Source organism: Chelatococcus sp. KU-N122, from assembly GCF_055391085.1.
Genome location: NZ_AP043981.1, coordinates 2,010,598 through 2,033,425, shown reverse-complemented (window position 1 = coordinate 2,033,425; position 22,828 = coordinate 2,010,598). Strand labels below are relative to the sequence as shown.

Here is a 22,828-nt window from a genome sequence, read left to right as displayed (position 1 = left end):
GAGCTTAACCTCGCCGCCGATCTTGTCCTGGGACATGTCGAGCCGTGCCACCCTTTGCAGAGGGCTGCCATGTCGATCCTGCCTGATGCGGTTCAGTCCCTGAAACGCATCGAGTCCTGGGTTGCTCACCATCACCCGGATCGTCTGCCTTTCCTGCGGCCTCCCGCTGACGGCGCGACTCTCCAACGGGTCGAGGCCAAGCTGGGTGCGGCGCTACCGACCGATATTTGGGACCTCTACGCCATGCATGACGGCCAACCGGAGGGGACGCCGGCGCTCTATCTCAACCAACGCTTGCTCCCGCTCGATCTCGTGGCCGTGGCCTGGGAAGATCTCTGCCTGCGCTATGGCCGCAGCGACGTGGTGCGGTTGGCTGTCGACACGAACGGCAGACCAGCCCTCCAGGCCGCAGCGTGGTCGGCAAGCTGGCTACCCCTTTTTGGCAGTCCCCGCGGCGACCATTACTGCATCGACCTGAGGTCCAATCGCCCCGACCGCTGCGGCCAAGTCATCTGGTTTCTTTACGACCGGCCCGAGCGCACCGTCGTCGCACGAAGTCTTTCCCAACTCCTCGGACGCGTCGCGGACGGTCTCGACGCTGGCGAATGGCACCTGGACGCCGGCTACGACGGCTTGAGCGATTGATGAGTGGAACAGCCGGGAAGCGGGAGATTTCGATGAAAGCGAAGGTAGTTCAGCTGGCTGCGGCCGCGATGGCCTCGGCCCTGTTGCTATTCCCGGCCATGGCGCAGGAGGCGCCACCGCTGGTCAAGCAGCTCAACAACGGCAACTGGCTGCCGCAGGCCGAGGCCGAAGCCCTGCGCGACGAGCTGTTCTATCAGCGCGCCATCCACGCCTACATGACGATGCTGCCGGCGCTGAACACCATCGGCATGCGCGACGGCTCGGAAGCGACCTTCGGCAAGGGCTACAACGTCCTGCCGATCTGGAAGGACCGGATGGACTCGCGCACCTGGGTGCCGACCCCCAACGCCGACGTCATCTATTCCATGAGCTATCTCGACCTGAAGGAGACAGGCCCGCTCGTCGTTGCCGCTCCCCCGAACGTCATCGGCATGTTCACCGACTTCTTCCAGCGCACGATCACCGATGTCGGCCTGATCGGGCCGGACCGCGCCCGCGGCGGGCTCTACCTCCTGCTGCCGCCGGACTATGACGGCCAGGTTCCGCAAGGCTACTTCGCCTTCAAGTCGAAGACCTACAACGTCTTCCTGTTCTTCCGCACGATCATGGCCAAGGGCGAGAACGGGCCGGATCCGAAGCCCGCCGTCGCCCTCGCCGAGCAGACCCGCGTCTATCCGCTTTGGGCCGCGGAGAAAGACGTCAAGCCGATGGAGTTTCCCAACGGCAGCGGCAAGCACATCAACATGATGTACCCGGTCGACAGCGTGTTCTGGACGAAGCTGAAAGCTTTCGTCGACGACGAGCCGGTCTCGGCGATCGATCCCGAACTACGCGGCGTTCTGGCCTCGATCGGCATCGTCAAGGGGCAATCATTCACCCCCTCGCCGAAACAGCAGGAGCTCTTGAAGAAGGCCGTCGAGACGGCGCCGAAGATGATTCTGGCGCTGCGGCAGCTCGGCAGGCCCGATGAACGCGATCGCTACTACAAGGATCGCCAGTACCTCAACACCTGGGCAGCCGGCACGTCCGAATGGCTCCAGGAAAGCTATCTCGATGTGAACCAGCGGGCCTCCTACTTCCAGGTCGCCTATTCCTCGGCGCCCGCGATGGTCATGCGCACGCTCGGCGCCGGATCCAAATATCCCTTCACCTTCAAGGACGCGAAGGGCGAGCTTCTGAGCGGCTCGAGCACCTACAAGCTGCACCTGCCGCCCAACCCGCCGGCCGCGCTGTTCTGGGCCGCGACGGCCTACAACATCACCGACGGCACGATGGTCGAGACTCCGCAACTGATGCCCTCGATCAACGGCTTCAACAAGGTTGCGACCAACGCTGACGGTTCCGTCGATCTCTGGTTCGGCCCTGCCAAGCCTGCCGGCACGCCGGACTCGAACTTCATCCAGACGGTCAGCGGCCGCAATTTCCTGGTGGCGCTACGCCTGTACGGCACCGGCGTCGAATTCTTTGACCAGACCTGGAAACCCGATGACGTCGTGAAGGTGAACTGAGGTCACTGCTCATCAAGCTCATTCACGGAGATTCACAATGACAGGTCGCAAATCTATAGCTCTGGCCGCCTTATTGACTTCGGCCGGACTTGCGAGCGCTCCGGCGCCGGCGCAAGAAACCCTCGACACCCGCATCGGGAAGCTGACTTTCGAGAGCGGCTACCCCTCGAAGGAGACGGTGCAGCGGCTCTATGACGAGATGGATTTCCAGCGCGCGTCGCAGGCCTATTTGTGGGGTATCCCCGCCGTTGGACTGAACGAATGGCGCCGTGCTCACTACAGCGTCTTTGGCGGCAAGAGCGGCGAAATGCTCACCTATCTGGATTTCGCCGAGAAGCTGGGCATCCTGACCCCGAACTACACGACACCCTACATCGCTACCTTCATCGACCTGAAGGAAACCGGACCTTTCGTCGTCGAAGTTCCTCCCGGCTTGATCGCAGGCATGGTTCTCGACAATTGGCAGCGCGTGCTTGCCGATTTGGGTGTTGTCGGCCCTGACCAGGGCAAGGGCGGAAAGTACCTGATCATGCCCCCCGGATACGGCCCGGTCGAAGCCCCTGGCTACTTCGTGGTACAGGCGACGAGCCGCGACGTGCTGGCTGGATTCCGGCTGCTCGGCGCTGACAAGGAGGCCGAGATCGCCAAGATCGTTCCCCAGATCAAGACCTACTCATGGACAGTCGAAGGCACTGGCCAGCCGATGCCGGCCCGCGCTGCCGGCGACAAGAAATGGAGCCAGATGCCGCCACGTGGCATGGCCTACTGGGACAGCCTCAACGAAGTCATCCAGCGCAACCCCATCGATGATCGCGATCGGCTGATCCTGGCCCAACTGCGGTTCCTGGGCATCGAAAGAGGGCAGCCATTCAAGCCCGACGAACGGCAAACCAAACTGCTTCAGGCCGGAGTTGTGGTCGGCGAGGCGATGGCCAAGGCGAACACCACCGACAAGCGCGTCGAGCCTCCCTTCTGGCCTGGAACCAACTGGAAGCACGCGCTGGTCGTTGCCACCGATCAGAAGGCCAACACCTACGACCAGCTCGATGAGCGCGCCGCCTGGTTCTACGAAGCGGTCGTGATCTCCAAGGCGATGCTGACCCAGACGCCGGGCGTCGGCCAGCGCTATATCGCATCCTACAAGGACAAGAATGGCAATTGGCTGTCGGGTGGAAACACCTACAAGCTCCACGTTCCCGCCAACCCTCCGGCGAAGGGTTTCTGGTCGGTCACGGCCTATGACGAGGCAACGCGGCAAATGCCCATCACCGAGCAGGGGCGGCCGGACATTTCCTCGCGCAAGGTCGACATCGCGAAGAACAGCGACGGTTCGATCGACGTCTATTTCGGTCCCAAGGCGCCACAGGGCAAGGAAGCGAACTGGATCCAGACCAACTCGGGCAAGGGCTGGTTCGCTTACTTCCGCTTCTACGGCCCGACGGAGGCATTCTTCGACAAGTCCTGGGGACTCCCGGACATCGAAAAGGTCAACTGAAGCGGTCTGGCTGCCCGGAGCATTTCACGATCAGATGAAACCATCTGATCGTGAAGAAATGCTCCAGGTTTTTGAATCTGGAGCGCATCGCTCTAGTCAGCCAACCGGGCAGCGAGTCATCGACGAAACACATCGGACCAGCTCGCGAAAACTGGAGATGCAGCGTGAACCTCTCCTACAACCGCTTCGTGTCCCTGTCGGCGCTCGTTGGCGTAACGCTGATGACGGCGGCGGCACATGCCCAGAACAGCCGCTTCGAGCAACTGTCGAATCTTCCGTTCGAAAAGAACCGGCCCACGCCTCAAACGGCTGCCACCCTCAAGGACGAGTTGCTCTTCCAGAGAGCAACCCAGACTTATCTCTGGGCGTTGCCGTTGATCAATACGCTCGGCATGAAGGTGGGTGCCGAGGACGCCTTCGGCACCGGCTACAACATCATGCCGATCTGGACCAAGCGTCTGGATGCCAAGACCAAGATCACGACGCCGAATTCTGACCTGATTTACGGTATGGCCTTCTCGGACCTCGGCAAGACCGGGCCGCTGGTCCTGGAGGCGCCCGAGGGTCTGCAGGGCATCTTGCTCGACGTCTGGCAGCGGCCGATCCCGCTCGACGGCGGTCAGTTTCTAGGCGATTTGGGCCTGCCGGGTCCTGATGGTGGCAAGGGGGGCAAGTTCCTGCTGCTGCCGCCGGGCTATGCCGGCACCGTTCCGGACGGCCATTACGTTTATCGCTCCGGCACCAACAACGTCTTCATCTTCCTGCGCTCGTTCTACACCGACCCCAAGGACACCAAGCCCGCGGTCGACCGGATCAAGCAGGTCAAGATTTATCCTCTTGGCCAGCAGGCGACCGCGAAGGCCATGGAGTTCCCCGACGCTTCCGGAAAAGCCCTGAACATGCTCCCACGCAGCGACGCGAGCGCCTTCCAGCAGATCAAGGATCTGCTCGACACCGAGGGCGCGGCGCTAGCCGAACCGGACTGGCTCGGCATGCTCCGGGCGATCGGAATCGCCGCCGGCAAGCCGTTCCTGCCCGATGACAAGACCAAGGCCATTCTCGATGCAGCGGCCAAGACAGGCTACAAGACCAGCCGTGTCATCGGCTTCGAGACGGGAATCGGCGGCGCCGATTTTCGCGTCTATGCGGACCGCCGCTGGCTGAACCCGGTCAACAACCTCAGCGGCCGCTGGCCCAATCCGGGCGTCGACCTCAACTTCATGGTGGGGAGCGGCAGCTACCGCGAGCTCGACGCTCGCGCTTGGTTCTTCACCGACTACTACTCGATCAGCCCCGGCATGGCTTCGATGACCCCCGGGAAAGGGGCCTACTACATGATGGCCTTCGTGGATGCTGACGGTGCCGCTCTGGAGGGAGATCGCAGCTACAAGATCGATCTTCCCGCGAACATCCCCGCCAAGCTGTTCTGGTCGGTAACCCTCTACGAAGCGGAAAACGCCTCCGGTCTCGACAACGGGCAACCCTTCCCCTCGCTGGGCAAGCTCGACAAGCCCGAGCAGAACGCCGACGGCTCTACGGAACTGTATATCGGCCCGAAGGCACCGGCCGGTAAGGAACGCAACTGGCTCGCGACCGCCCCCGGACGTGGATTCTTTGCCATTCTGAGGCTCTACCTGCCGGAGGCAGCAGCGCTCGACGGCTCCTGGAAGCCCGGCGACATCAAGAAGGCGCCTTGAGCACCGCCGGACATCCGCATTTAGTCGGAAGGAAGCCCGGTCCTGATGCTGGGCCGGGCGCGAGCTAACTAATGCCCGAACAGCAGGTAGCTCTGGTCGAGGCCGCGGCGCTCGCGGGTTTCGTCGGTCCAGCCGATGGCCCGCCGATAGCTGCCCATGACGTCGCTCTGCCGCAGCGCGGCCAGATCAGGGCCCTGGGCGGCGTCGGCGAACGCCGAGACGAACAGCGCGTCCTCCGGACAGTAGAGCTCGCACAGGAAACAGGTCTGGCAGTCGGCCTGACGGGCGATGACCGGGAGGCCATCGGTCCTGTCGAAGACGTTCGTCGGGCACACGCTCACGCAGATATTGCAGGACGTGCAGCGCTCGGGGTCGATGATCTCGATCATTCCGCAGCCTCCGCGAAGACGGCGGAGGCGTGCAGGCGCACCGACGTCCACACCTCGTCGAGGCCGCCGCTGGTGATGTAGTGCCGCTGGCGGTCGTCCTGCTCGGGAAAATCCTCCCGCCGGTGCATGCCGCGGCTCTCCGGGCGCGCCAGGGCGCTTCGATACATCCAGCGCGCCGTGGCCAGCATCGCCGCACTTTCGCGGGCGCGCAGCACGTCGGCAGCCTCGGCCGCAGCGGCGGCGGATACCGTCTGCCATAGCCCGTCGAGGCGGCTCAGCGCCCCATCGAGACGCCCCGCTTCGCGAAAATAGTTCAGCTCGTAGGGAAAGACCTCGCGCTGCACGGCTTTCACCAGGCTCGCGGGCTCGAACGGCCGGCCGGAGCGCGCCGGCCGCAGGCCGACCGTGCCGGCGCCTGTCGGCGCCCGGCGCGGCCGTGGGCCGGTGTGCCTGGCATAGTCCGCCGCCCCCTCGCCGGCCCAGGATCCGGAGGACATGGCCCACGCCGCATTGTGGCTGCCGCCGCCGGTGAAGCCGCCGCAGATCAGCTCGCGGCTGGCCGCGTCGCCGGCGGCATAGAGGCCCGGCACGGTGGTGGCGCAGCCGTCGTCGACGATGCGCAGGCCGCCGGTGCCGCGCACGGTGCCCTCCAGGCGCAGCGTCACCGGAAAGCGCTGGGTGAACGGATCGGTGCCGGTGCGGTCGAGCGGCAGGAAGAAGTTTGGCTGCGAGCGGCGCATCACCGCCTGCGTCGCCGCGTCCGCCTTGTCGAGCTTCGCATAGACCGGCCCCTGCTGGAGCGCCCGTGCGATGGCGGAGCGCCCGCCCTGCGATGCGGCGCCGGGAACCACGCTGCCGTCCTCGTAGGTGAACGTCGCCCAGCCGTAGAACAGCGTCTTGGTGACCGAGCCGAACGCCGGCGAGATGGCGTAGGGGTTGGAGAACTCCATGCTGGTGAGCTCGGCGCCGGCTTCGGCGGCCATCAGATAACCGTCGCCGGTCAGCACGTTGGATCCGAGCGTCTTGCTCAGAAACGCGCAGCCCCCGGTGGCCACGACGACCGCCTTGGCCCGCACCGTCCAGCGATCGTCCTTCTGCCGGCGCAGCCCCGTGGCACCGGCGACGGCGCCGGCGTCGTCCACCAGCAGTTCCAGCGCCGGGCTGTGGTCGAGGATGGTGACGCCGGCCTGCTTGGTGCGCTTGCGCATCAGGCGCATGTAGTCCGGGCCCTGCAGCGAGTTGCGCCGGGACGTGCCGTCGTCGTCCACCGGATAGGGATAGCCCCAGTCGGCCAGCTGGTTGCTCAGCCCGTAGGTCCGCTCGAGCACCCGCGCCATCCAGCGCCGGTCCTGCAGATAGCCGCCGAGCGGCTCCCGCCTGGCCATCGCCGCCGCCCGCAGGGCGGGATCGGGATCGATGTACCAGACGCCGGTTCCGGCCGCGGCAGTGGCTCCCGACGTGCCGCAGAAGCCCTTGTCGGCCAGCACCACCCGCGCGCCGCGCGAGGCGGCGCTGATCGCCGCCCAGGTTCCGGCCGGCCCGCCGCCGAGGACAAGGACATCGGCGTCGAACGTCACGGTCCCCGCGTCGCCGGGCAGCTGTTCGGCGCGGACGGATCGTATGGTCATGGCTCGTGTCTCCGCAACGCAATCACCCCGACGGCCGGCGGCCGCTCGATCAGGCCGAGCCCGGAAGCTTCCAGCGCGTAAAGTGCCGCTCCAGAGCTTCGAGCACATAGTTGAACATCAGCCCGATCACGGTAATCATCAGGATTCCGAAGTACATCTGCGGGATCAGAAAGCTGTACTGCCCATAGATGATCAGGTAGCCGAGCCCCGCCTTGGCGCCGACCATCTCCGACGCCACCAGCACCAGCATGGCGGCGGCGCTGGCGAGGCGGATGCCGACGAAGATCGTCGGCAGGGCGGCCGGCAGGATCACCTTGCGGAACAGCTGCTGGGGCGTAGCCCCCATGGTGCGCGCCGACTTGATCAGCAGCGGGTCGACCTGGCGGACCGCGGCGATGGTGTTGAGCAGCAGCGGCCAGGCGCAGCTGTAGACCACCATGCTGACCTTCGAGACCTCGCCGATGCCCAGCAGCAGGATGAACACCGGCAGCAGCGCCAGAGGCGCCGTATTGCGCAGCACCTCGATGAGCTGGCTCAGGGTATCGCCGAGCCGCTGGTACCAGCCGACGGCCAGGCCGAGCGGCACGACCACGACGACGGCGATGACGAGACCGGTCAGGGCGCGGAACAGGCTCGCCTCGATATGGTCGTAGAGCTGGCCGTTGAGCGCCAGCTCCCAGCCCGCGCCCAGCACCTCCGACAGCGGCGGCAGGAAGGCCGGATCGGCCAGTCCGAGCCGGGGTGCGGCTTCCCAGAGGGCGAGGAGCGCGATCAGCAAGGCCGAGCGCCGGGCGAAAGCGCCGAGCCAGCGCACGGCCGCGGCGCCGATATCGAGCCGGGGGCGTCGGTCGGCGCCGGCCAGGGTCCCGGAACCGCCTTGTGCAATGCCGATACTAGACATGGACGGGCTCCTCGACGGGGCGGCTGCGGCTGCTCGCGGAGGAGATGGGCGCATCGGCCTGCTGGGCCTTCAGCACCTCCTCCCGCAGCAGGGTCCAGATCTCGTGGCGGACCTGCCCGAACAGCGGCAGCGCGCGGACGTCGTCGGCCTCGTCGCGCAGCGCCTCGGGGATGGCGAAGACATGCTTGATGCGGCCGGGCCGCGACGTCATCACCGCGACGCGTTGGCCGAGCACGACGGCCTCGTCGATGCCGTGGGTGATGAAGATGATGGTCTTGCTGGTGGCGCGCCAGATGCGCAGCAGCTCGGCCTGCAGGGTCTCGCGGGTCTGCGCATCGAGCGCGGCAAAGGGCTCGTCCATGAGCAGGACCTCGGGATCGTAGGCCAGGCTGCGGGCGATGGCGACGCGCTGCTTCATGCCGCCCGACAGCTCCTGCGGATAGCGTTCAGCAAACCCCGCCAGGCCGACCAGGTCGAGGTAGTGCCGGGCCTTGTCGCGGCGCTCCCTCGCCCGCATCCCCGCCACCTCCAGGCCGAACTCGATGTTCTGCGCCGCCGTGCGCCAGGGAAACAGCGCGTACTGCTGGAAGACGATGCCGCGGTCGCGCGCCGGGCCGGTCACCGGACGGCCATCGAGGAGGATGCGGCCGCTGCTCGGCGCGGCGAGGCCGCCCAAGAGATCGAGCAGGGTGGACTTGCCGCAGCCGCTGGGCCCGACGAGGGCGAGAAACTCGCCGGGCCGCACGTCGAGCGTCACGTCGTCGAGGGCCACGAAGCGGCGCGGCGGGCCGCCCGCGTCGCCGCGGACGGCGAACTCCTTGCGCACCTGCTCGAAGCGGATCTTGGCCGCGCTCATTTCGCCGCCGCCGCGGTCGTGTCTTCGGCCCGGTAGGGCGGGGTCGTGCCTTCGGCACCGTAGGGATTGAGCGCGTTGGTGTAGAGATCGGGCGCCTTGAGCTGGCCGGGCTTGAGCACGCCGTCCTTCACCAGCCAGTCGATCCACACCTGCAGCTCGCCGTCGCTGATCAAGCCGCCCTTGCCGGCGACGCCGGTGCTCTTCCAATACTTGATGGCGGAGGCGTCCTCGTTGCGGCGGCGGGCGGCGATAATCGTCTCGAAGCGCGCCCGCACCTCCTCCGGCGGCGAGGTCCGCGCCCATTCGATGGCCCGGGCGATGCCGTCGATCAGCTTCTTCGCCGTTTCCGGATTGTCCTTGATGAACTTGTCGCGCAGCACGTAGGCGCCGCCCGTGAAATTGCCGAACAGGTCGTTGTCGGCGAACAGCTTGCGGATGCCGCCGCGCTCGAGCGCCTTGTCGCGCAGCACGCCGGCGAGCGTCGAGACCTCGACCTGCCCCTGGCGCAGCGCCTGCTCGCCGGTGACCGGCGGCACCACCACCAGCGTCACCTGCCGGGCCTCGGCCGGGGTCAGGCCGCCGCGCGCCAGGTATTCGCGCAGCACGAACTCCAGATGCGCGCCCAGCGTATTGACCGCCACCTTCTTGCCGATCAGGTCGCGCGCGCTCTTGATGGGGCTGTCGTCCTTGACGAAGTAGCCCTGCCAGGTGTTGTCGTCGGAGCCGTAGTAGCCGATCACCGCCTTGACCGGCGCCCGGGCCGCGATGAGCTTGATGATGGCGCCGTAGAACGCCCCGCCGATGTCGATATCGCCGGTGACCACGGTCTGGATGTCCTGCGGTCCGCTGATGGTGTTGCCGACCCAGTTGAGCTTGAGCGGCGCCAGATAGCCGAGGTCCTCCGCCAGCTCCGGGAAGGTCACCTGGCCGGCCCACCCCTGATAGCGGATCTCGGTCTTCTCCAGCGGCGCCGTCCAGACGGGCGTGGCAAAGCCCGCGGTGAGGCTGGCTGCCCAGAGTGTGGCAGGGGCCGTTCTGGCGAGGCGGCGCAGGAGGCGCCCCGCCAACGAGGAAAGGCTGTTCATCGCGTTCGAGCGCCCCGTGCCGGAGGATCTGTCGTGGCTCATGCGGCCTTGGCCGGCGCCGGCTTGCTGGTCTTCCGGCGGGTGACGCTCCGCCGCCCGTCGACGCCGACGGGAACATCGCCGTCGACCGTGGCGCGGCGGACGACGCGATGCTGATCGCCGTAGTCGTTCACCGCGTAGTGCTGGGTGGCGCGGTTGTCCCAGATGGCCACGTCGCCCGCCTGCCAGCGCCAGCGCACGGTGTTTTCCGGCGCGGTGATGTGGGACTGGAAGAGGTCGTACAGCTTCTGCCCGTCGCCCTTCGACAGGCCGACGAAGCGCTGCACGAAATTGCCGAGGATCAGCGTGTGCTCGCCGGTCTCCGGGTGGACGCGGACCACCGGGTGCTCGGTCTCGTAGATGGTGCCGGTGAAGACGTCGTCGAAATGCTTGCGATCGGCCTCGCTCGCCTGCGTCTTGACTGCGGCGTAGTCATAGGCGTTGCTGTGAACGGCCCACAGCTCGTCGGCGAGCCGCCGCAGCGGCGCCGGCAGGCGGGCATAGGCCGCCGCCGTGTTCGACCAGATCGTGTCGCCGCCGAAGGCGGGAACGACGACGGCGCGCAGCACCGAATACTTGGGATAGGCGTCGACGAAGGTGACGTCCGTATGCCACTGGTCGGCCCGCCCGCCGCCGCGGCCCGAGTCGAGCTCGAGGATCGACGCAGTGCCCTTGAGCGCGCCGACCGTCGGATGCGGCACCAGGCCGCCGAGACGGACGGCGAAGCGCTCCTGCGCCGCGTCGTCGAGATGGTCCTGGCCGCGGAAGAACACCACCTTGTGGCGCAGCAGCAAACCATTGATGGCCTCGATGGCCTCGCCGGAGAGGTCGCCCGACAGCCTCACGTTGCGGATCTCGGCGCCGAGGCGCGCCGCCAGGGGAACGATATCTGCCTCTGGTATGGCGTTGGTGATCTCGGCCTCGGGTATGGCACTGGTGACGCGAGTGGGCTGTGTCATGGCGCGGTCCAATATCCGGGGAATGGGCAAGGCTCCGCCCGTCGCCCTGTCGGTGGCCGGGGGAGCATCGGGGAACGGCCGGCGCATCGCTGCGTCGTCGCGACAGCTTTGGCAGGCGTCCAAGCACAGGCCATCAGTGATCGTTCACCGACACCTTGGGTTCAACTCTAGATCGGCGATCACGTCGTTGTTCTCGGCCGGTCGAGGTGTATCTGAAATTCTCTTTACACAGCCGGATGCTATCGCAGCGCTAGCGAAAAGAGCTTCCAAACTTGCAACTGGCCGGGGAATATTCCGTTCGCCGATACAGCGCGCGCGTCGTGGCGGAGCCTGACCCGGCGCCGACGACGAATCGCATCGCGCTCACCCGAGCGCCGCAGCGAGGCGGGCCCAGGCCGCCTCGTCCGGGGGCAGGCCGAAGCGCAGCCGGCCCGGCATCGCCTCGAAGCGGCGTACGATGAGGCCGGCGTTGCCCAGGCGCTCGAACAGCGCCAGCGCCTCGGGGCTGTCGACGAGGCGGAACAGATCCGTGCCGGTCGGCGCCAGGCCCGCGCCGGTCAGCAAGGCGTCGAGGCGCAGCGCCTCGGCGGCGAGCCGCGCGCGCATCGCCGCCCGCCAGGGCCGATCCGCCAGGGCAGCTTCGGCGACGGCCAGCGCCACGCCGGAGACCGCCCACGGCCCCAGCTCCGCGGCGATGCGCGCCGCCGTCGCGGCCGTGGCCACGAGGACGCCGAGCCGGACGCCGGCCATGCCATAAAACTTGCCGAACGAGCGCAGCACCGCGAGGCCCGGCCGACCGGCCAGGGGCGCCGCGCTGCCGTCGTCCGGGCCGACATCCATGAAGGCCTCGTCCACCACCAGCAGGCCGCGGCCGGCGCGGCGGTCCAGCAGCGCTTCGATGGCGCCGGGCGACAGCAGGCGGCCGTCGGGGTTGTTCGGGTTGACCAGCACGGCGAGCTCGGCCTCCACCAGCTCACCGGCCTCCGTCACGTCGTGGACGTCGTGCCCGGCGAGCCGGGCGCCGCGGGCATGCTCGGCGTAGGTCGGCCCGAGCACGGCGGCCCGGCCCGGCGCCACCAGGCCGGCCAGCCGCGGCAGCAGGATCTGCGTGCCGGGCGCGAGCACGACGTGGTCCGCATCCGGCGCGCCATAGAGATCCGCGGCCAGGTGGCGGACGCGCCCCTCGGCCTCGGCCGAGGGCAGGCGCGTGAAGGCGTCGGTCGGGATTTGCGGCAGCGGGTAGGAATGGGGATTGATCCCGGTCGACAGGTCGAGCAAGGGTGCCGGCGCCGCGGGAAACCGGCGTCGCGCCCACGCCAGGTCGCCGCCGTGGACCAACGGCGCCCACGTCCCCGACCTCCCCTCACCCGCCCGGATCCGAGCCGCGATGGCTCTCTCACTCACGCTCCTCGCCCTCCTGATCGACGTCGCCGTCGGCTATCCCGCCCCGGTCTACCGCGCCATCGGCCATCCCGTGACCTGGATGGGGTGGTTGATCGGCCGTCTCGACCGACATTTCAACCGGGATGACGAGAGCTTCGACGTGCGCCGCCGCCGCGGCATCGTGGCGTTGGTCCAGCTCATCGCGGTGGTCGGCCTGCCGGCGCTGGCGCTCGAGCTCATGCTCGGCCAGGGCGGCGTCATCGGCGCCGTGCTGCTGGCCATCCTCGCCAGCTCGCTGCTGGCCCAGCGCAGCCTCTATGAGCACGTGGCGCGGGTGGCGCAGGCGCTGGACCAGGACGGGATCGAGGCCGGCCGCGCCGCGGTCGCCCATATCGTCGGCCGCGATCCGCAGCGGCTGGACGAGGCGGCGGTGGCGCGGGCCGCCCTGGAAAGCCTGGCGGAGAGCTTTGGCGACGGGGTGGTGGCGCCGACGTTCTGGCTGGCCGCGCTCGGCCTGCCGGGCGCCGCCGTCTACAAGGCGGTCAACACCGCCGACAGCATGATCGGCCACAAGAGCGAGCGCCACCTCGCCTTCGGCTGGGCGGCGGCGCGGCTCGACGACCTGGTCAATCTGCCCGCCTCGCGCCTGGCGGCGCTGCTCATCGTGGCGGCGGCCGCCCTGCTGCCGGGCATGTCGGCGCGCAGCGCCTGGCGGGCCGTGCGCGCCGACGCGCGCGGCCATGAATCGCCCAACGCGGGCTGGCCCGAAGCGGCGCTGGCCGGGGCGCTCGGCGTCGCGCTGGGCGGCGCCCGCGCCTACGACGGCGTCGAGATCCTGCTGCCGGCGATGAACGGCGGCGGCCGCACGGCGCTGACGGCCGCCGACATCCGCGCCGGGCTCAGGCTCTTCCTGGCGGCCGATACGCTGCTCGTCGTGCTGGTCGGGGCGCTCGCCGGGCTGGCTCTGCTCGTCTGAGGCGGACTACGCTTGCGAGCGCCGGGAGGCGGGGTGCAGGCGCAGGAAGCTCATCACGCTGCCGACCGTGGCGAAGCCGGCGCCCAGCCACAGGGCCAGCTCCGGCCCCAGCAACCCGGACGACGTCAGGCAGAGCGCGACCAGGGCTGCGCCGATGCTCTGGCCGAGCAGCCGCACCGTGCCGACGATGCCGCTGGCGCCGCCGGCGCGCTCGCGCGGCGCGCTGGTCATCAGCGCGCGCAGGTTGGGCGACTGGAAGAAGCCGAAGCCGGCGCCGCACAGCACCAGCCGCCAGGTGATGTCGCCGAAGCTCGGATCGGCGGGGAGCAGGGCCATGCCGGCCATGCCGGCGCCGAGGCAGGCGAGCCCGATGCCGCCGAGCAGGCCCGGCGGATAGCGGTCCGACAGGCGCCCGGCGATCGGCGCCATCAGCGCCACGACGGCCGGCCAGGGCGTCATCAGGAAGCCGGTCTCGACCTGGCTGTGGCCGAGCACGTTCTGGAACAGGAAGGGCAGCGACACGAAGGCCAGGCCCTGGGTCGTGAACGAGCAGACGGCGGTCACCGCCGACAGCGCGAAGGCGGGGCGCCGGAACAGGTCGACGGCCAGGATCGGTGCCGCCCGGCCGGACTCCCGCCGCAGCAGCGCATAGCCGCAGGCGATCGCCCCGCCCCATTGCGCGGCGACCAACGACCATGCGCCGCCGTGGGCGACGGTGCCGAGCCCCAGGATGAGCAGGGTGAAGAAGGCCGCCGACAGCAGCGCCGCGAGGATATCGAAGGGCCGGTCGCTGCGCCGCGTGCGCGGCAGCGCCCTGAGCGACAGGGCGACCGCGATCAGGCCGGCCGGGACGTTGATCAGGAACAGCCAGTGCCAGGTGGTGACCGACAGGATGGCCGAGGCCACCGTCGGCCCGACGGTGAAGGCGAGGCCGACCACCAGCGCATTGACGCCGACGCCGCGGCCCAGCAGCCGCGCCGGGTAGATGAAGCGGATGATCGCCGCATTGACGGCCATGATCGCCGCGGCGCCCAGCCCTTGCAGGGCGCGGGCACCGACCAGGGTCGGCAGCGACCAGGCCAGGCCGCAGGCGAGCGAGGTGATGGTGAAGACGACGAGACCGGCGATGTAGACGCGCTTGTGGCCGACGATCTCGCTCAGCGCGGCGAGCGGCAGGATCGTCGCGACCATGGCGAGCTGGTAGGCATTGACCACCCAGATCGTGGTGGCAGCATCGGAATGCGTATCGGCGGCGATGGTCGGCAGCGCCGTGTTGGTGATGGCGGTGTCGAGCGTCGCCATGCCCACCGAGATCAGGACCGCCAGCAGCGCCGGGAGGCGCTCGCGCTGCGGCAGGCCGTCGGGCGGCGCTTCGGCCGCCACTTCGCCCGGTACCTGGCGAATGGCCGGCTGCCGCTGTGTTTCGTCCAAGAGGCGCATGGGCTGCTCGCATCCCGCCACGGGCTGATGGTGCAGCTTTGCACCTCGCACATCGCGTCATGGCCGGGCGCGACCCGGCCATCCATCCCTGCGGAGCGCACTGTGCCGTCAGCCCGGCCGGGCTGACGTCGATGCGACGATGGATGGCCGGGTCGAGCCCGGCCATGGCGGTGGTCTAGCACATGCCAGCCAGCGACGGTGTGCGGCGCATGCAGGGACGGCTTGCCCGCAGGTCGTGGCGCCGCCTCTTTTTCGCCGCGCCTTGGCGCCGCCGCAGGGCGCTGCTATCTCGTCGCGATGACCGCGCATTCCATCGACAACATCCGCAACTTCTCGATCGTCGCCCACATCGATCACGGCAAGTCGACGCTGGCCGACCGCCTGATCCAGACGACCGGCGCCATCTCCGAGCGCGAGATGACCGAGCAGGTGCTCGACTCGATGGATATCGAGCGCGAGCGGGGCATCACCATCAAGGCCCAGACCGTCCGGCTCGAGTATCCGGCCAAGGACGGCAAGACCTACATCCTCAACCTGATGGACACGCCCGGCCACGTCGACTTCGCCTACGAGGTGTCGCGCTCGCTCGCCGCCTGCGAGGGCTCGCTGCTCGTCGTCGATGCCTCCCAGGGCGTGGAGGCGCAGACGCTGGCCAACGTCTACCACGCGCTCGACGCCGGCCATGAGATCGTGCCGGTGCTGAACAAGATCGACCTGCCGGCGGCCGAGCCCGACCGCATCAAGGAGCAGATCGAGGAGGTCATCGGCATCGACGCCTCCGACGCCATCCCCATCTCGGCCAAGACCGGCCTCGGCATCCCCGACGTGCTGGAGGCGATCGTCACGCGCCTGCCGCCGCCCAAGGGCGACGAAAAGGCGCCGCTCAAGGCGCTGCTGGTCGACAGCTGGTACGACGCCTACCTTGGCGTCGTCGTCCTGGTGCGCGTCGTCGACGGCGTCCTCAAGAAGGGCACGACCATCCGCATGCTCGGCACCGGCGCCACCTACGGCGTCGACAAGGTCGGCGTGTTCCGGCCCAAGATGCGCGACGTGGCCGAGCTCGGCCCGGGCGAGGTCGGCTTCCTCACCGGATCGATCAAGGAGGTGGCCGACACCCGCGTCGGCGACACCATCACCGACGACCGGCGCCCGACCACCGAAGCCCTCCCCGGCTTCAAGCCGGCGCAGCCGGTGGTGTTCTGCGGGCTGTTCCCGGTCGATGCGGCGGACTTCGAGAACCTGCGCGCGGCCATGGGCAAGCTGCGCCTCAACGACGCCAGCTTCTCGTTCGAGATGGAGACCTCGGCGGCGCTCGGCTTCGGCTTCCGCTGCGGCTTCCTCGGCCTCTTGCACCTGGAGATCATCCAGGAGCGGCTGGAGCGCGAGTTCAACCTCGACCTGATCTCGACGGCGCCGTCGGTGGTCTACCGGCTCAACATGAGCGACGGCTCGACCATGGAGCTGCACAATCCGGCCGACATGCCCGACGTGATGAAGATCGCCTCGATCGAGGAGCCGTGGATCCGCGCCACCATCCTGACGCCGGACGACTACCTCGGCGCCATCCTAAAACTCTGCCAGGACCGGCGCGGCGAGCAGATCGATCTCAACTACGTCGGCAAGCGCGCCATGGTCGTCTACGACCTGCCGCTGAACGAGGTGGTGTTCGATTTCTACGACCGGTTGAAGTCGGTGTCGAAGGGCTACGCGTCGTTCGACTACACCATCACCGGCTACCGCGAGGGCGACCTCGTCAAGATGTCGATCCTGGTCAACGCCGAGCCGGTGGATGCGCTGTCGATGCTGGTGCACCGCGCGCGCGCCGAGATGCGCGGCCGCGCCATGTGCGAGAAGCTGAAGGACCTGATCCCGCAGCACCTGTTCCAGATCCCGATCCAGGCGGCGATCGGCGGCAAGATCATCGCCCGCGAGACCATCCGGGCGCTGCGCAAGGACGTGACCGCCAAGTGCTACGGCGGCGACGCCTCGCGCAAGCGCAAGCTGCTGGACAAGCAGAAGGAGGGCAAGAAGCGCATGCGCCAGTTCGGCCGCGTCGACATCCCCCAGGAAGCCTTCATCGCCGCCCTGAAGATGGACAGCTGAGGCTCCGCCGCGATCAGGCGGCCTTGTCGAAGATCGGCTGGCTGAGCCAGGCGAGCTCTTCCTCGGTCAGCACGAAATCCTCGCTGTTGGCGGCCTCCGGAGCGCGCGCCGCCGGCAGGGCGGGCCTAGCCTCGGCAGGGGCAACCGAGCGGCGCACCGGCGCAGCCTCGGGCGTGCGCGCGGCGGGCGCCGGCGCGACCGGGGCCTTGGCCGGAGCGACGGCCCGCTCGAGCTGGCCGACGATGCCGCCGACCGCGGCGACCGGCAGCTCGATGACCATCGGATCGACGCCCTCATAGGCGGACTTGAGCTCGCACACCACCACGTCACCAGCCACCTTGAGCACGCGGATATCGGCAATCGAGATACGGAAGTTGAGCTGGGACATCGTGGACTCCTTGGCCGGCGGGTCCTCTTCGCCGCGCTGGCCATCCGCTGTTGCAACCGGCCTGCCAACCCGGCCCGCCGACGGAAGCTGAGCTACTGCAAGGGTTGCGGGCAGACCGTGCGATATCGCACATCGCGTTCTCGAAACGCTCTTTGCGATTTGCAACGCGGCGCGGCCACGGTCTTGCATCTTGGCAAGACCGTTTCGCGATCGGATGAACCTCTTCCAATCGCGAGGCGCTCCAGGGCCGGCCCGCGCCGGTCGGCTGGAATCACCGGGTCGGGAGCGCCTGCGGGCTTGACCGGGCGTCCCATCGACTCAACAACAAGCGCGGCCGCGCGCACTCAAGGATCCCTGCCATGCGTAACTTCATCAGCCCGGGCCGTTCCCTCGCCATGGGCAGCAACGGCATGGCCGCCACCTCCCATCCGCTGGCGACGCTCGCGGCGCTCGACATCCTGCGCGCCGGCGGCAACGCCATGGACGCGGCGATCGCCGCGGTCGCGGTCCAGGGCGTCGTCGAGCCGGCGATGACCGGCATCGGCGGCGACTGCTTCGTGCTCTACAGCCGCAACGGCGGCGTGCCGACCGCCCTCAACGGCTCGGGCCGGGCGCCCGCCGCAGCCGCGCTGGACTGGTTCGTCGAGCGCGGCATCACCGAGATCGACCCGCTGTCGCCCCACGCGGTGACCGTGCCGGGCGCCGTCGACGCCTGGTGTCGGCTCCAGCAGGCCCACGGCACGCTCGGCCTCGACGTGCTGCTGGCGCCGGCCATCCGCGCGGCGACGGAGGGCTATCACGTCACCCCGCGCGTCGCCTTCGACTGGGCCGCCGCCGCGGGCAAGCTGATGCGCGATGCGGACACGGCGGCGCAGTTCCTGCCCGGCGGGCAGCCGCCGGCCGCCGGCGACCTGGTGCGGCAGCCGGCCCTGGCCCGGACGCTCGCGGCGATCGCGCGGCGCGGCCGCGCCGCCTTCTACGAGGGCGAGGCGGCGGAGGAGATGGTCGCCAAGCTGCACGGACTCGGCGGCCTGCACGCGGCGGCCGATTTCGCGGCGCAGACCTCCCTCGACGTCGAGCCGATCCACGCCCGCTTCCACGACGTGGACGTCTACGAGTGCCCGCCGAACGGGCAAGGCCTGATCGCGCTCATGATACTGCGGCTCCAGGAGCGTCTTGGTGCCGCCGTCCACGGCGAGGCGGACCGCATCCACCTGATGGCGGAGATCACCAAGGCCGCCTACCACGCCCGCGACGCCTACCTGTGCGATCCCGGCCACGTCGACGTGGCCGTCGCGCATTTTCTCTCGGATGCATGGCTCGACCGGGTGAGCGGGCATATCCGCATGGATCGCGCCAGCCCGTTCGGCGCCTGGGACCACGTCGCCCACAAGGACACGGTCTATCTGACCGTGGTCGACCGTGACCTGAACGCCGTCTCCTTCATCAATTCGATCTTCCACAGCTTCGGCTCGGGCATCTATGCGCCGGGCTGCGGCGTGCTGCTGCACAACCGCGGCTCGGCCTTCCGGACCACGCCCGGGCACCCCAACGCCATCGCGCCCGGCAAGCGGCCGCTGCACACGATCATTCCCGGCATGGTGTTGAAGAACGGGCGCGCGCTGATGCCCTTCGGCGTCATGGGCGGCCAGTACCAGGCCGCCGGCCACGCCCAGTTCGTCGCCGGCGTGTTCGAGGCCGGCCTCGACATCCAGACGGCCAACGAAGCGCCGCGCAGCTTCGCCACCGCGGGCCGCCTCCAGATCGAGCCCACGGTGCCGAGCCCGGTTCTGGCCGATCTGGCGCGGCGCGGCCACGACCTGGAGGTCGTCGCCTCGCCGATCGGCGGCTGCCAGGCGATCATGATCGACGCGGCGCGCGGCCTCCTGCTCGGCGCCTCCGACCACCGCAAGGACGGCCTGGCGCTGGGGTTCTGACGCTTCGCTGCGGTTCGCCGGAAGAAGCCTCCGGCGGTCCAGCTGCGTACCTCGCCCCCCTTGTGGGGAGAGGTCGCCTTGCGCGCCGGCGCAAGGCGGGTGAGGGGGGCTCCCGGAGAAGGCTCAAGGCCGGTCACGGCACGGGGTCAAGCCCCCTCGCCCCTCCCTCTCCCCACAAGTGGGGCGAGGGTGCGCGGCGGCTCCGCCGGCGCAAAGTCGTCAGGACCAGAGCATCGTTTCTTGCCGCACCGCGATGTGTGCACACGATAGCCGCTTGCGGGGAGAGGTCGGAGCGCGCGAGCGCAGCTTGCGTGCTCCGGGAGAGGGGGGCTCGCCGCGCGCCATCGCCGAGGCGGCGCGCTAATCAGCCACGAAATTCGTCGCCACGCCGTTGATGCAGTAGCGCAGGCCCGTGGGCGGCGGACCGTCCGGGAAGACGTGCCCCAGGTGGCCGCCGCAATTGGCGCAGTGCACCTCGGTGCGGACCATGCCGTAGCTGCTGTCGCGGCTGGTCTCCACCGAGCCGGGCTCGGGGCTGTCGAAGCTCGGCCAGCCGGTGCCGCTCTCGAACTTGGTCTTGGAGGTGAAGAGCTTCTGGCCGCAGCCGGCGCACACGAAGGTGCCGGGCCGCTTCTCGTAGTTGAGGGCGCAGCTGCCGGGCCGCTCGGTGCCGTGGCCGCGCAGCACCTCGTATTGCTCGGGGCTGAGCAGGCGGCGCCATTCCTCGTCGGTATGGGTGACCGGATAGACTTTGCTCTTGGCAGAGGCTGCGGTGTACATGTCGTCTCCTTCGCATGCGCGGCCGCCCGGGCGGGGCGGTCGATGCCGACGAACGGGGCGGCGGCCGCCCCGGCGGTGATGTCTGCGTGCCCTGAAGCGCTTCACGATCGGGTGGACTCACCCAATCGCAAGAGAAGCGTGCCAGACCCAAAAAGTTACGAGCGCTTATGCGCCATCGGATGATCCACATCCAATGGCGAAATGCTGTAGAATATGGTTGCGGACGGGGCTCGGCTCAACCTCTCAGCACGCGCCGCCGTCCGTGCTATGGACGACGATCTTAAGGTTTCGGGACCGGGCCGGCCGCGGCTCGGCTGACTTCGAAATGACCGAATCGGCGCCCACACGTGCACGGCACCGGATCGCGGTGTGCGCTGGATCACAGACACAGCCGGACTACGCCCAGAGCATCCGCCGCGCCGCCGCACAGAGCCTATCACGAACCATGACGCACGTTTCCCCTCCGCAGATCGGCGGCTTGCCGCCATGCTCGCACGAAGGCCGCCATCGGCCCGGCGAGGCAGGCTAGACGATGGGCGTTATCGAGCCGACCGGCGCGCCGTGGCCCGGGCCACGCGAGGGCGCGAACGCGCTCAAGCGCAAGATGGCGGCAATCGTCGCCGCCGATGTCGCCGGCTATTCCCGGCTGGTGGCGGAAGACGAGGAAGGCACGCTGCGGCGCCTCGCCGAATACCGCACGGTGTTCGACGGCTGCATCGGGCGCCACGGCGGGCGCATCTTCAACACCGCCGGCGACTCCGTCATGTCGGAATTCGATTCGGTGGTCGAAGCCGTGCGTGCCGCCGTGGAGATCCAGACGACGCTGCGCAGCCGCAATCTGTCGTTCGCGCCGGCCCAGCGCCTGGAATTCCGCATGGGAATCACGGTCGGCGACGTCGTCGAGCGCAACGGCGATCTGCTGGGCGACGGGGTCAACATCGCGGCGCGCCTGCAGGCCCTGGCGTCGCCGGGAGGCATCTGCGTATCGCGCACCGTGCAGGAAGCCGTGGCCGCCAAGGTGCCGGTTTCGTTTCGCGACCTGGGCCCGCAGGGGCTGAAGCACATCCCCAATCCGGTGCACGCCTACATGGTGGCCTGGCCGGGCGAGCGGGTCGCCGCGCCGCTTGCTGCCGAGCGCCGCACGGCGCGGCGCGACGCCCGTGGCGGGCTGCCGTGGCGGCGGCTGCGCTGGGTCGCCATCGTGCTGGCCATCATCTTCATCGTGCTGCCGACGCTGCGCCTGGTGCGGCGGACCATCGAGAAGCAGGGCGGGGTGCAGGCGATCGAGACCGTCGCACCGTCGCCGCGCGCCGCCGGCGACGGCCCCAAACCCGTAGAGACGAAGCCGACGGAGACGAAGCCCGCGGATAAGGCTGCCGACAGGAAGCCTGCGGCGGCCGCGAAACCCGTCAAGGCGGCCCTGCCGGCCGACCCGTCCGCGGCCTTCACCCAGCTCGCCAACGATCCCAAGCCGATCGCCAACGCCACGACGGTGCCTGAGCTCTACCACAACGCGCGGGTGCTGGAGACCAAGGGCGACGCGCTGGGCGCCCGCCGCGCCTACCTCACGCTGGTGCGGTTGCCAGGCGACTTCATCGACCCGCAGTTGCGCCTGGCGGCGCTGCTGCGCATCCAGGACGGCCGCGCCGGGGCGCGCGAGGTCTATGCCGATCTCGCGGCCAGCAATCCGGCAAGGACGGTCCAGCTGGTCTACGCCCAGCAGCTGCCGCCGGCGGACCGGCGCAACAAGATCGAGGCGATGGTCGCCGACGATCCCGACTTCGTTCCCGGCTGGTTTGCGCTGGCGGGCGTCTACGGCGATGAATCCGGCGCTGTGCCGACGCTGACCGATCGGCGGCTGGAGTACGACGCCCTGGACCGGGTGTTGACCGCCGACGAGGAAGGCAAGCTGGCGCCCTTCTTTCTCGACCAGCGCATGCGGACGGAGTGGGTCGAGAACGCCAAGCGGCGCAAGGCCGCCATCGAGGCGCGCTTCAGCGGGGCAGCGACGCGGCCCACCGCCTCGTTCCGCCGCGGCGAGCAGGGCTGGCTGGCCGCCGTCACGCTGCCGGAGCCGGCGACCGGCATCACCTACCGCGTGGGCGACAGCGGCGCCTTCGTCCCCGTCGCCGCGGCCGAGGGCGCCGACACCGGCAGCCGCAAGCCGACGGCCACCGCCAACTTCAGCCTGCCGTCCGATCAGCAGCGGACGACGGTCTACCTGTCCTACAATGACCTGTCCGGCGGCCGGGCGGGCCCGTTCCCGATCCCCTTCGACCCGCGCGAGGCGCTGGCGGCGAACCAGCGCCAGGTTCTGCAGCTCACCTCCGGGTCCTGGCTGGACTGGGCGGCCGACCGCGACCTGATCTACTTCAACCACCTCATCGTCTACCGGTGCGCGCTGAAGGAGGCCCGAATCGGTTTCGGCGACGGCCCGATCGACACGGTGCTGCCGCTGCCCCCGTGCGACGAGGCGCAGCCCTTCAACGTGCCCACCGACGCCCGCGTCTCCCTGCCGGTGCCGGCGGATGTGAGCGGCGTCTCCGTCGCCCTCACCTACACCGACGGCTCCCCCTCGGAGACCAAGAGCTTCAAGCGGCCTTGAGTCTGTTCCATCGC

The 22,828-nt window shown here is 68.9% G+C and carries 18 protein-coding genes; 8 read left to right on the top strand and 10 right to left on the bottom strand.

Annotated elements, in window-relative coordinates:
* The first annotated feature begins 69 nt into the window (after positions 1 to 69).
* The 4 genes from ACZ5PO_RS09050 to ACZ5PO_RS09035 all read left to right on the top strand — a co-directional run bounded on the left by ACZ5PO_RS09050 (position 70) and on the right by ACZ5PO_RS09035 (position 5,345).
* The gene (locus tag ACZ5PO_RS09050) at positions 70 to 645 is read left to right on the top strand and encodes an SMI1/KNR4 family protein (protein WP_464192467.1); all 576 of its coding nucleotides are present in this window, start codon (positions 70 to 72) and stop codon (positions 643 to 645) included.
* 68 nt (positions 646 to 713) lie between these two features.
* Positions 714 to 2,153: a DUF1254 domain-containing protein gene (locus ACZ5PO_RS09045; protein ID WP_464196762.1), complete on the top strand. Its 1,440-nt coding sequence runs from the start codon at positions 714 to 716 to the stop codon at positions 2,151 to 2,153.
* Positions 2,154 to 2,190: 37 nt separating this feature from the next.
* Positions 2,191 to 3,648 carry a DUF1254 domain-containing protein gene (locus ACZ5PO_RS09040; RefSeq protein WP_464192465.1) on the top strand — a complete coding sequence of 486 codons (1,458 nt, stop codon included), beginning with the start codon at positions 2,191 to 2,193 and terminating at the stop codon, positions 3,646 to 3,648.
* Between the two features lie 221 nt (positions 3,649 to 3,869).
* On the top strand, positions 3,870 to 5,345 hold the full coding sequence (locus ACZ5PO_RS09035) for a DUF1254 domain-containing protein (protein WP_464196760.1): 1,476 nt from the start codon (positions 3,870 to 3,872) through the stop codon (positions 5,343 to 5,345).
* 68 nt (positions 5,346 to 5,413) lie between these two features.
* On the opposite strand, the gene ACZ5PO_RS09030 is transcribed toward ACZ5PO_RS09035, so the two are convergent.
* The 7 genes from ACZ5PO_RS09030 to cobD form a co-directional block, all read right to left on the bottom strand.
* Complete coding sequence (locus tag ACZ5PO_RS09030; RefSeq protein ID WP_464192462.1) at positions 5,414 to 5,734, bottom strand: 4Fe-4S binding protein; 321 nt, start codon at positions 5,732 to 5,734, stop codon at positions 5,414 to 5,416.
* Positions 5,731 to 7,362: an FAD-dependent oxidoreductase gene (locus tag ACZ5PO_RS09025; RefSeq protein WP_464192460.1), complete on the bottom strand. Its 1,632-nt coding sequence runs from the start codon at positions 7,360 to 7,362 to the stop codon at positions 5,731 to 5,733. The genes ACZ5PO_RS09030 and ACZ5PO_RS09025 overlap by 4 nt, the downstream gene beginning before the upstream one ends.
* A 49-nt stretch (positions 7,363 to 7,411) precedes the next feature.
* The gene (locus ACZ5PO_RS09020; RefSeq protein ID WP_464192457.1) at positions 7,412 to 8,263 is read right to left on the bottom strand and encodes an ABC transporter permease; all 852 of its coding nucleotides are present in this window, start codon (positions 8,261 to 8,263) and stop codon (positions 7,412 to 7,414) included.
* Positions 8,256 to 9,119 carry an ABC transporter ATP-binding protein gene (locus tag ACZ5PO_RS09015; RefSeq protein WP_464192455.1) on the bottom strand — a complete coding sequence of 288 codons (864 nt, stop codon included), beginning with the start codon at positions 9,117 to 9,119 and terminating at the stop codon, positions 8,256 to 8,258. The genes ACZ5PO_RS09020 and ACZ5PO_RS09015 overlap by 8 nt, the downstream gene beginning before the upstream one ends.
* The gene (locus ACZ5PO_RS09010) at positions 9,116 to 10,246 is read right to left on the bottom strand and encodes an ABC transporter substrate-binding protein (protein ID WP_464192453.1); all 1,131 of its coding nucleotides are present in this window, start codon (positions 10,244 to 10,246) and stop codon (positions 9,116 to 9,118) included. The genes ACZ5PO_RS09015 and ACZ5PO_RS09010 overlap by 4 nt, the downstream gene beginning before the upstream one ends.
* On the bottom strand, positions 10,243 to 11,202 hold the full coding sequence (locus ACZ5PO_RS09005; protein ID WP_464192451.1) for a TauD/TfdA dioxygenase family protein: 960 nt from the start codon (positions 11,200 to 11,202) through the stop codon (positions 10,243 to 10,245). The genes ACZ5PO_RS09010 and ACZ5PO_RS09005 overlap by 4 nt, the downstream gene beginning before the upstream one ends.
* A gap of 363 nt (positions 11,203 to 11,565) precedes the next feature.
* The gene (cobD, locus tag ACZ5PO_RS09000; RefSeq protein ID WP_464192449.1) at positions 11,566 to 12,606 is read right to left on the bottom strand and encodes a threonine-phosphate decarboxylase CobD; all 1,041 of its coding nucleotides are present in this window, start codon (positions 12,604 to 12,606) and stop codon (positions 11,566 to 11,568) included.
* On the opposite strand from cobD, the gene cbiB reads away from it, so the two are divergent.
* Positions 12,590 to 13,561 carry an adenosylcobinamide-phosphate synthase CbiB gene (cbiB, locus tag ACZ5PO_RS08995; protein WP_464192447.1) on the top strand — a complete coding sequence of 324 codons (972 nt, stop codon included), beginning with the start codon at positions 12,590 to 12,592 and terminating at the stop codon, positions 13,559 to 13,561. The two genes, cobD and cbiB, sit on opposite strands and share 17 nt — an antisense overlap.
* A gap of 6 nt (positions 13,562 to 13,567) precedes the next feature.
* On the opposite strand, the gene ACZ5PO_RS08990 is transcribed toward cbiB, so the two are convergent.
* Complete coding sequence (locus ACZ5PO_RS08990) at positions 13,568 to 15,001, bottom strand: MFS transporter (protein WP_464192445.1); 1,434 nt, start codon at positions 14,999 to 15,001, stop codon at positions 13,568 to 13,570.
* Positions 15,002 to 15,298: 297 nt separating this feature from the next.
* On the opposite strand from ACZ5PO_RS08990, the gene lepA reads away from it, so the two are divergent.
* Entirely contained in the window at positions 15,299 to 17,104 is a 1,806-nt protein-coding gene (lepA, locus tag ACZ5PO_RS08985) for a translation elongation factor 4 (protein ID WP_464192443.1), read from the top strand.
* A 13-nt stretch (positions 17,105 to 17,117) separates the two neighbouring features.
* Here lepA and ACZ5PO_RS08980 read toward each other — a convergent pair whose 3' ends face one another.
* Complete coding sequence (locus ACZ5PO_RS08980) at positions 17,118 to 17,492, bottom strand: hypothetical protein (RefSeq protein WP_464192441.1); 375 nt, start codon at positions 17,490 to 17,492, stop codon at positions 17,118 to 17,120.
* Between the two features lie 359 nt (positions 17,493 to 17,851).
* Between ACZ5PO_RS08980 and ACZ5PO_RS08975 the strand changes: the two genes are divergently transcribed.
* On the top strand, positions 17,852 to 19,429 hold the full coding sequence (locus ACZ5PO_RS08975) for a gamma-glutamyltransferase family protein (RefSeq protein ID WP_464192439.1): 1,578 nt from the start codon (positions 17,852 to 17,854) through the stop codon (positions 19,427 to 19,429).
* Between the two features lie 360 nt (positions 19,430 to 19,789).
* Here ACZ5PO_RS08975 and msrB read toward each other — a convergent pair whose 3' ends face one another.
* Positions 19,790 to 20,209 (bottom strand): peptide-methionine (R)-S-oxide reductase MsrB, encoded by a 420-nt coding sequence (gene msrB, locus ACZ5PO_RS08970; protein WP_464192437.1) that lies wholly within the window; start codon positions 20,207 to 20,209, stop codon positions 19,790 to 19,792.
* A 532-nt stretch (positions 20,210 to 20,741) separates the two neighbouring features.
* Between msrB and ACZ5PO_RS08965 the strand changes: the two genes are divergently transcribed.
* A complete protein-coding gene (locus tag ACZ5PO_RS08965) occupies positions 20,742 to 22,814 on the top strand; it encodes an adenylate/guanylate cyclase domain-containing protein (protein ID WP_464192435.1) in 2,073 nt (690 codons plus the stop codon).
* Positions 22,815 to 22,828 lie beyond the last annotated feature (14 nt).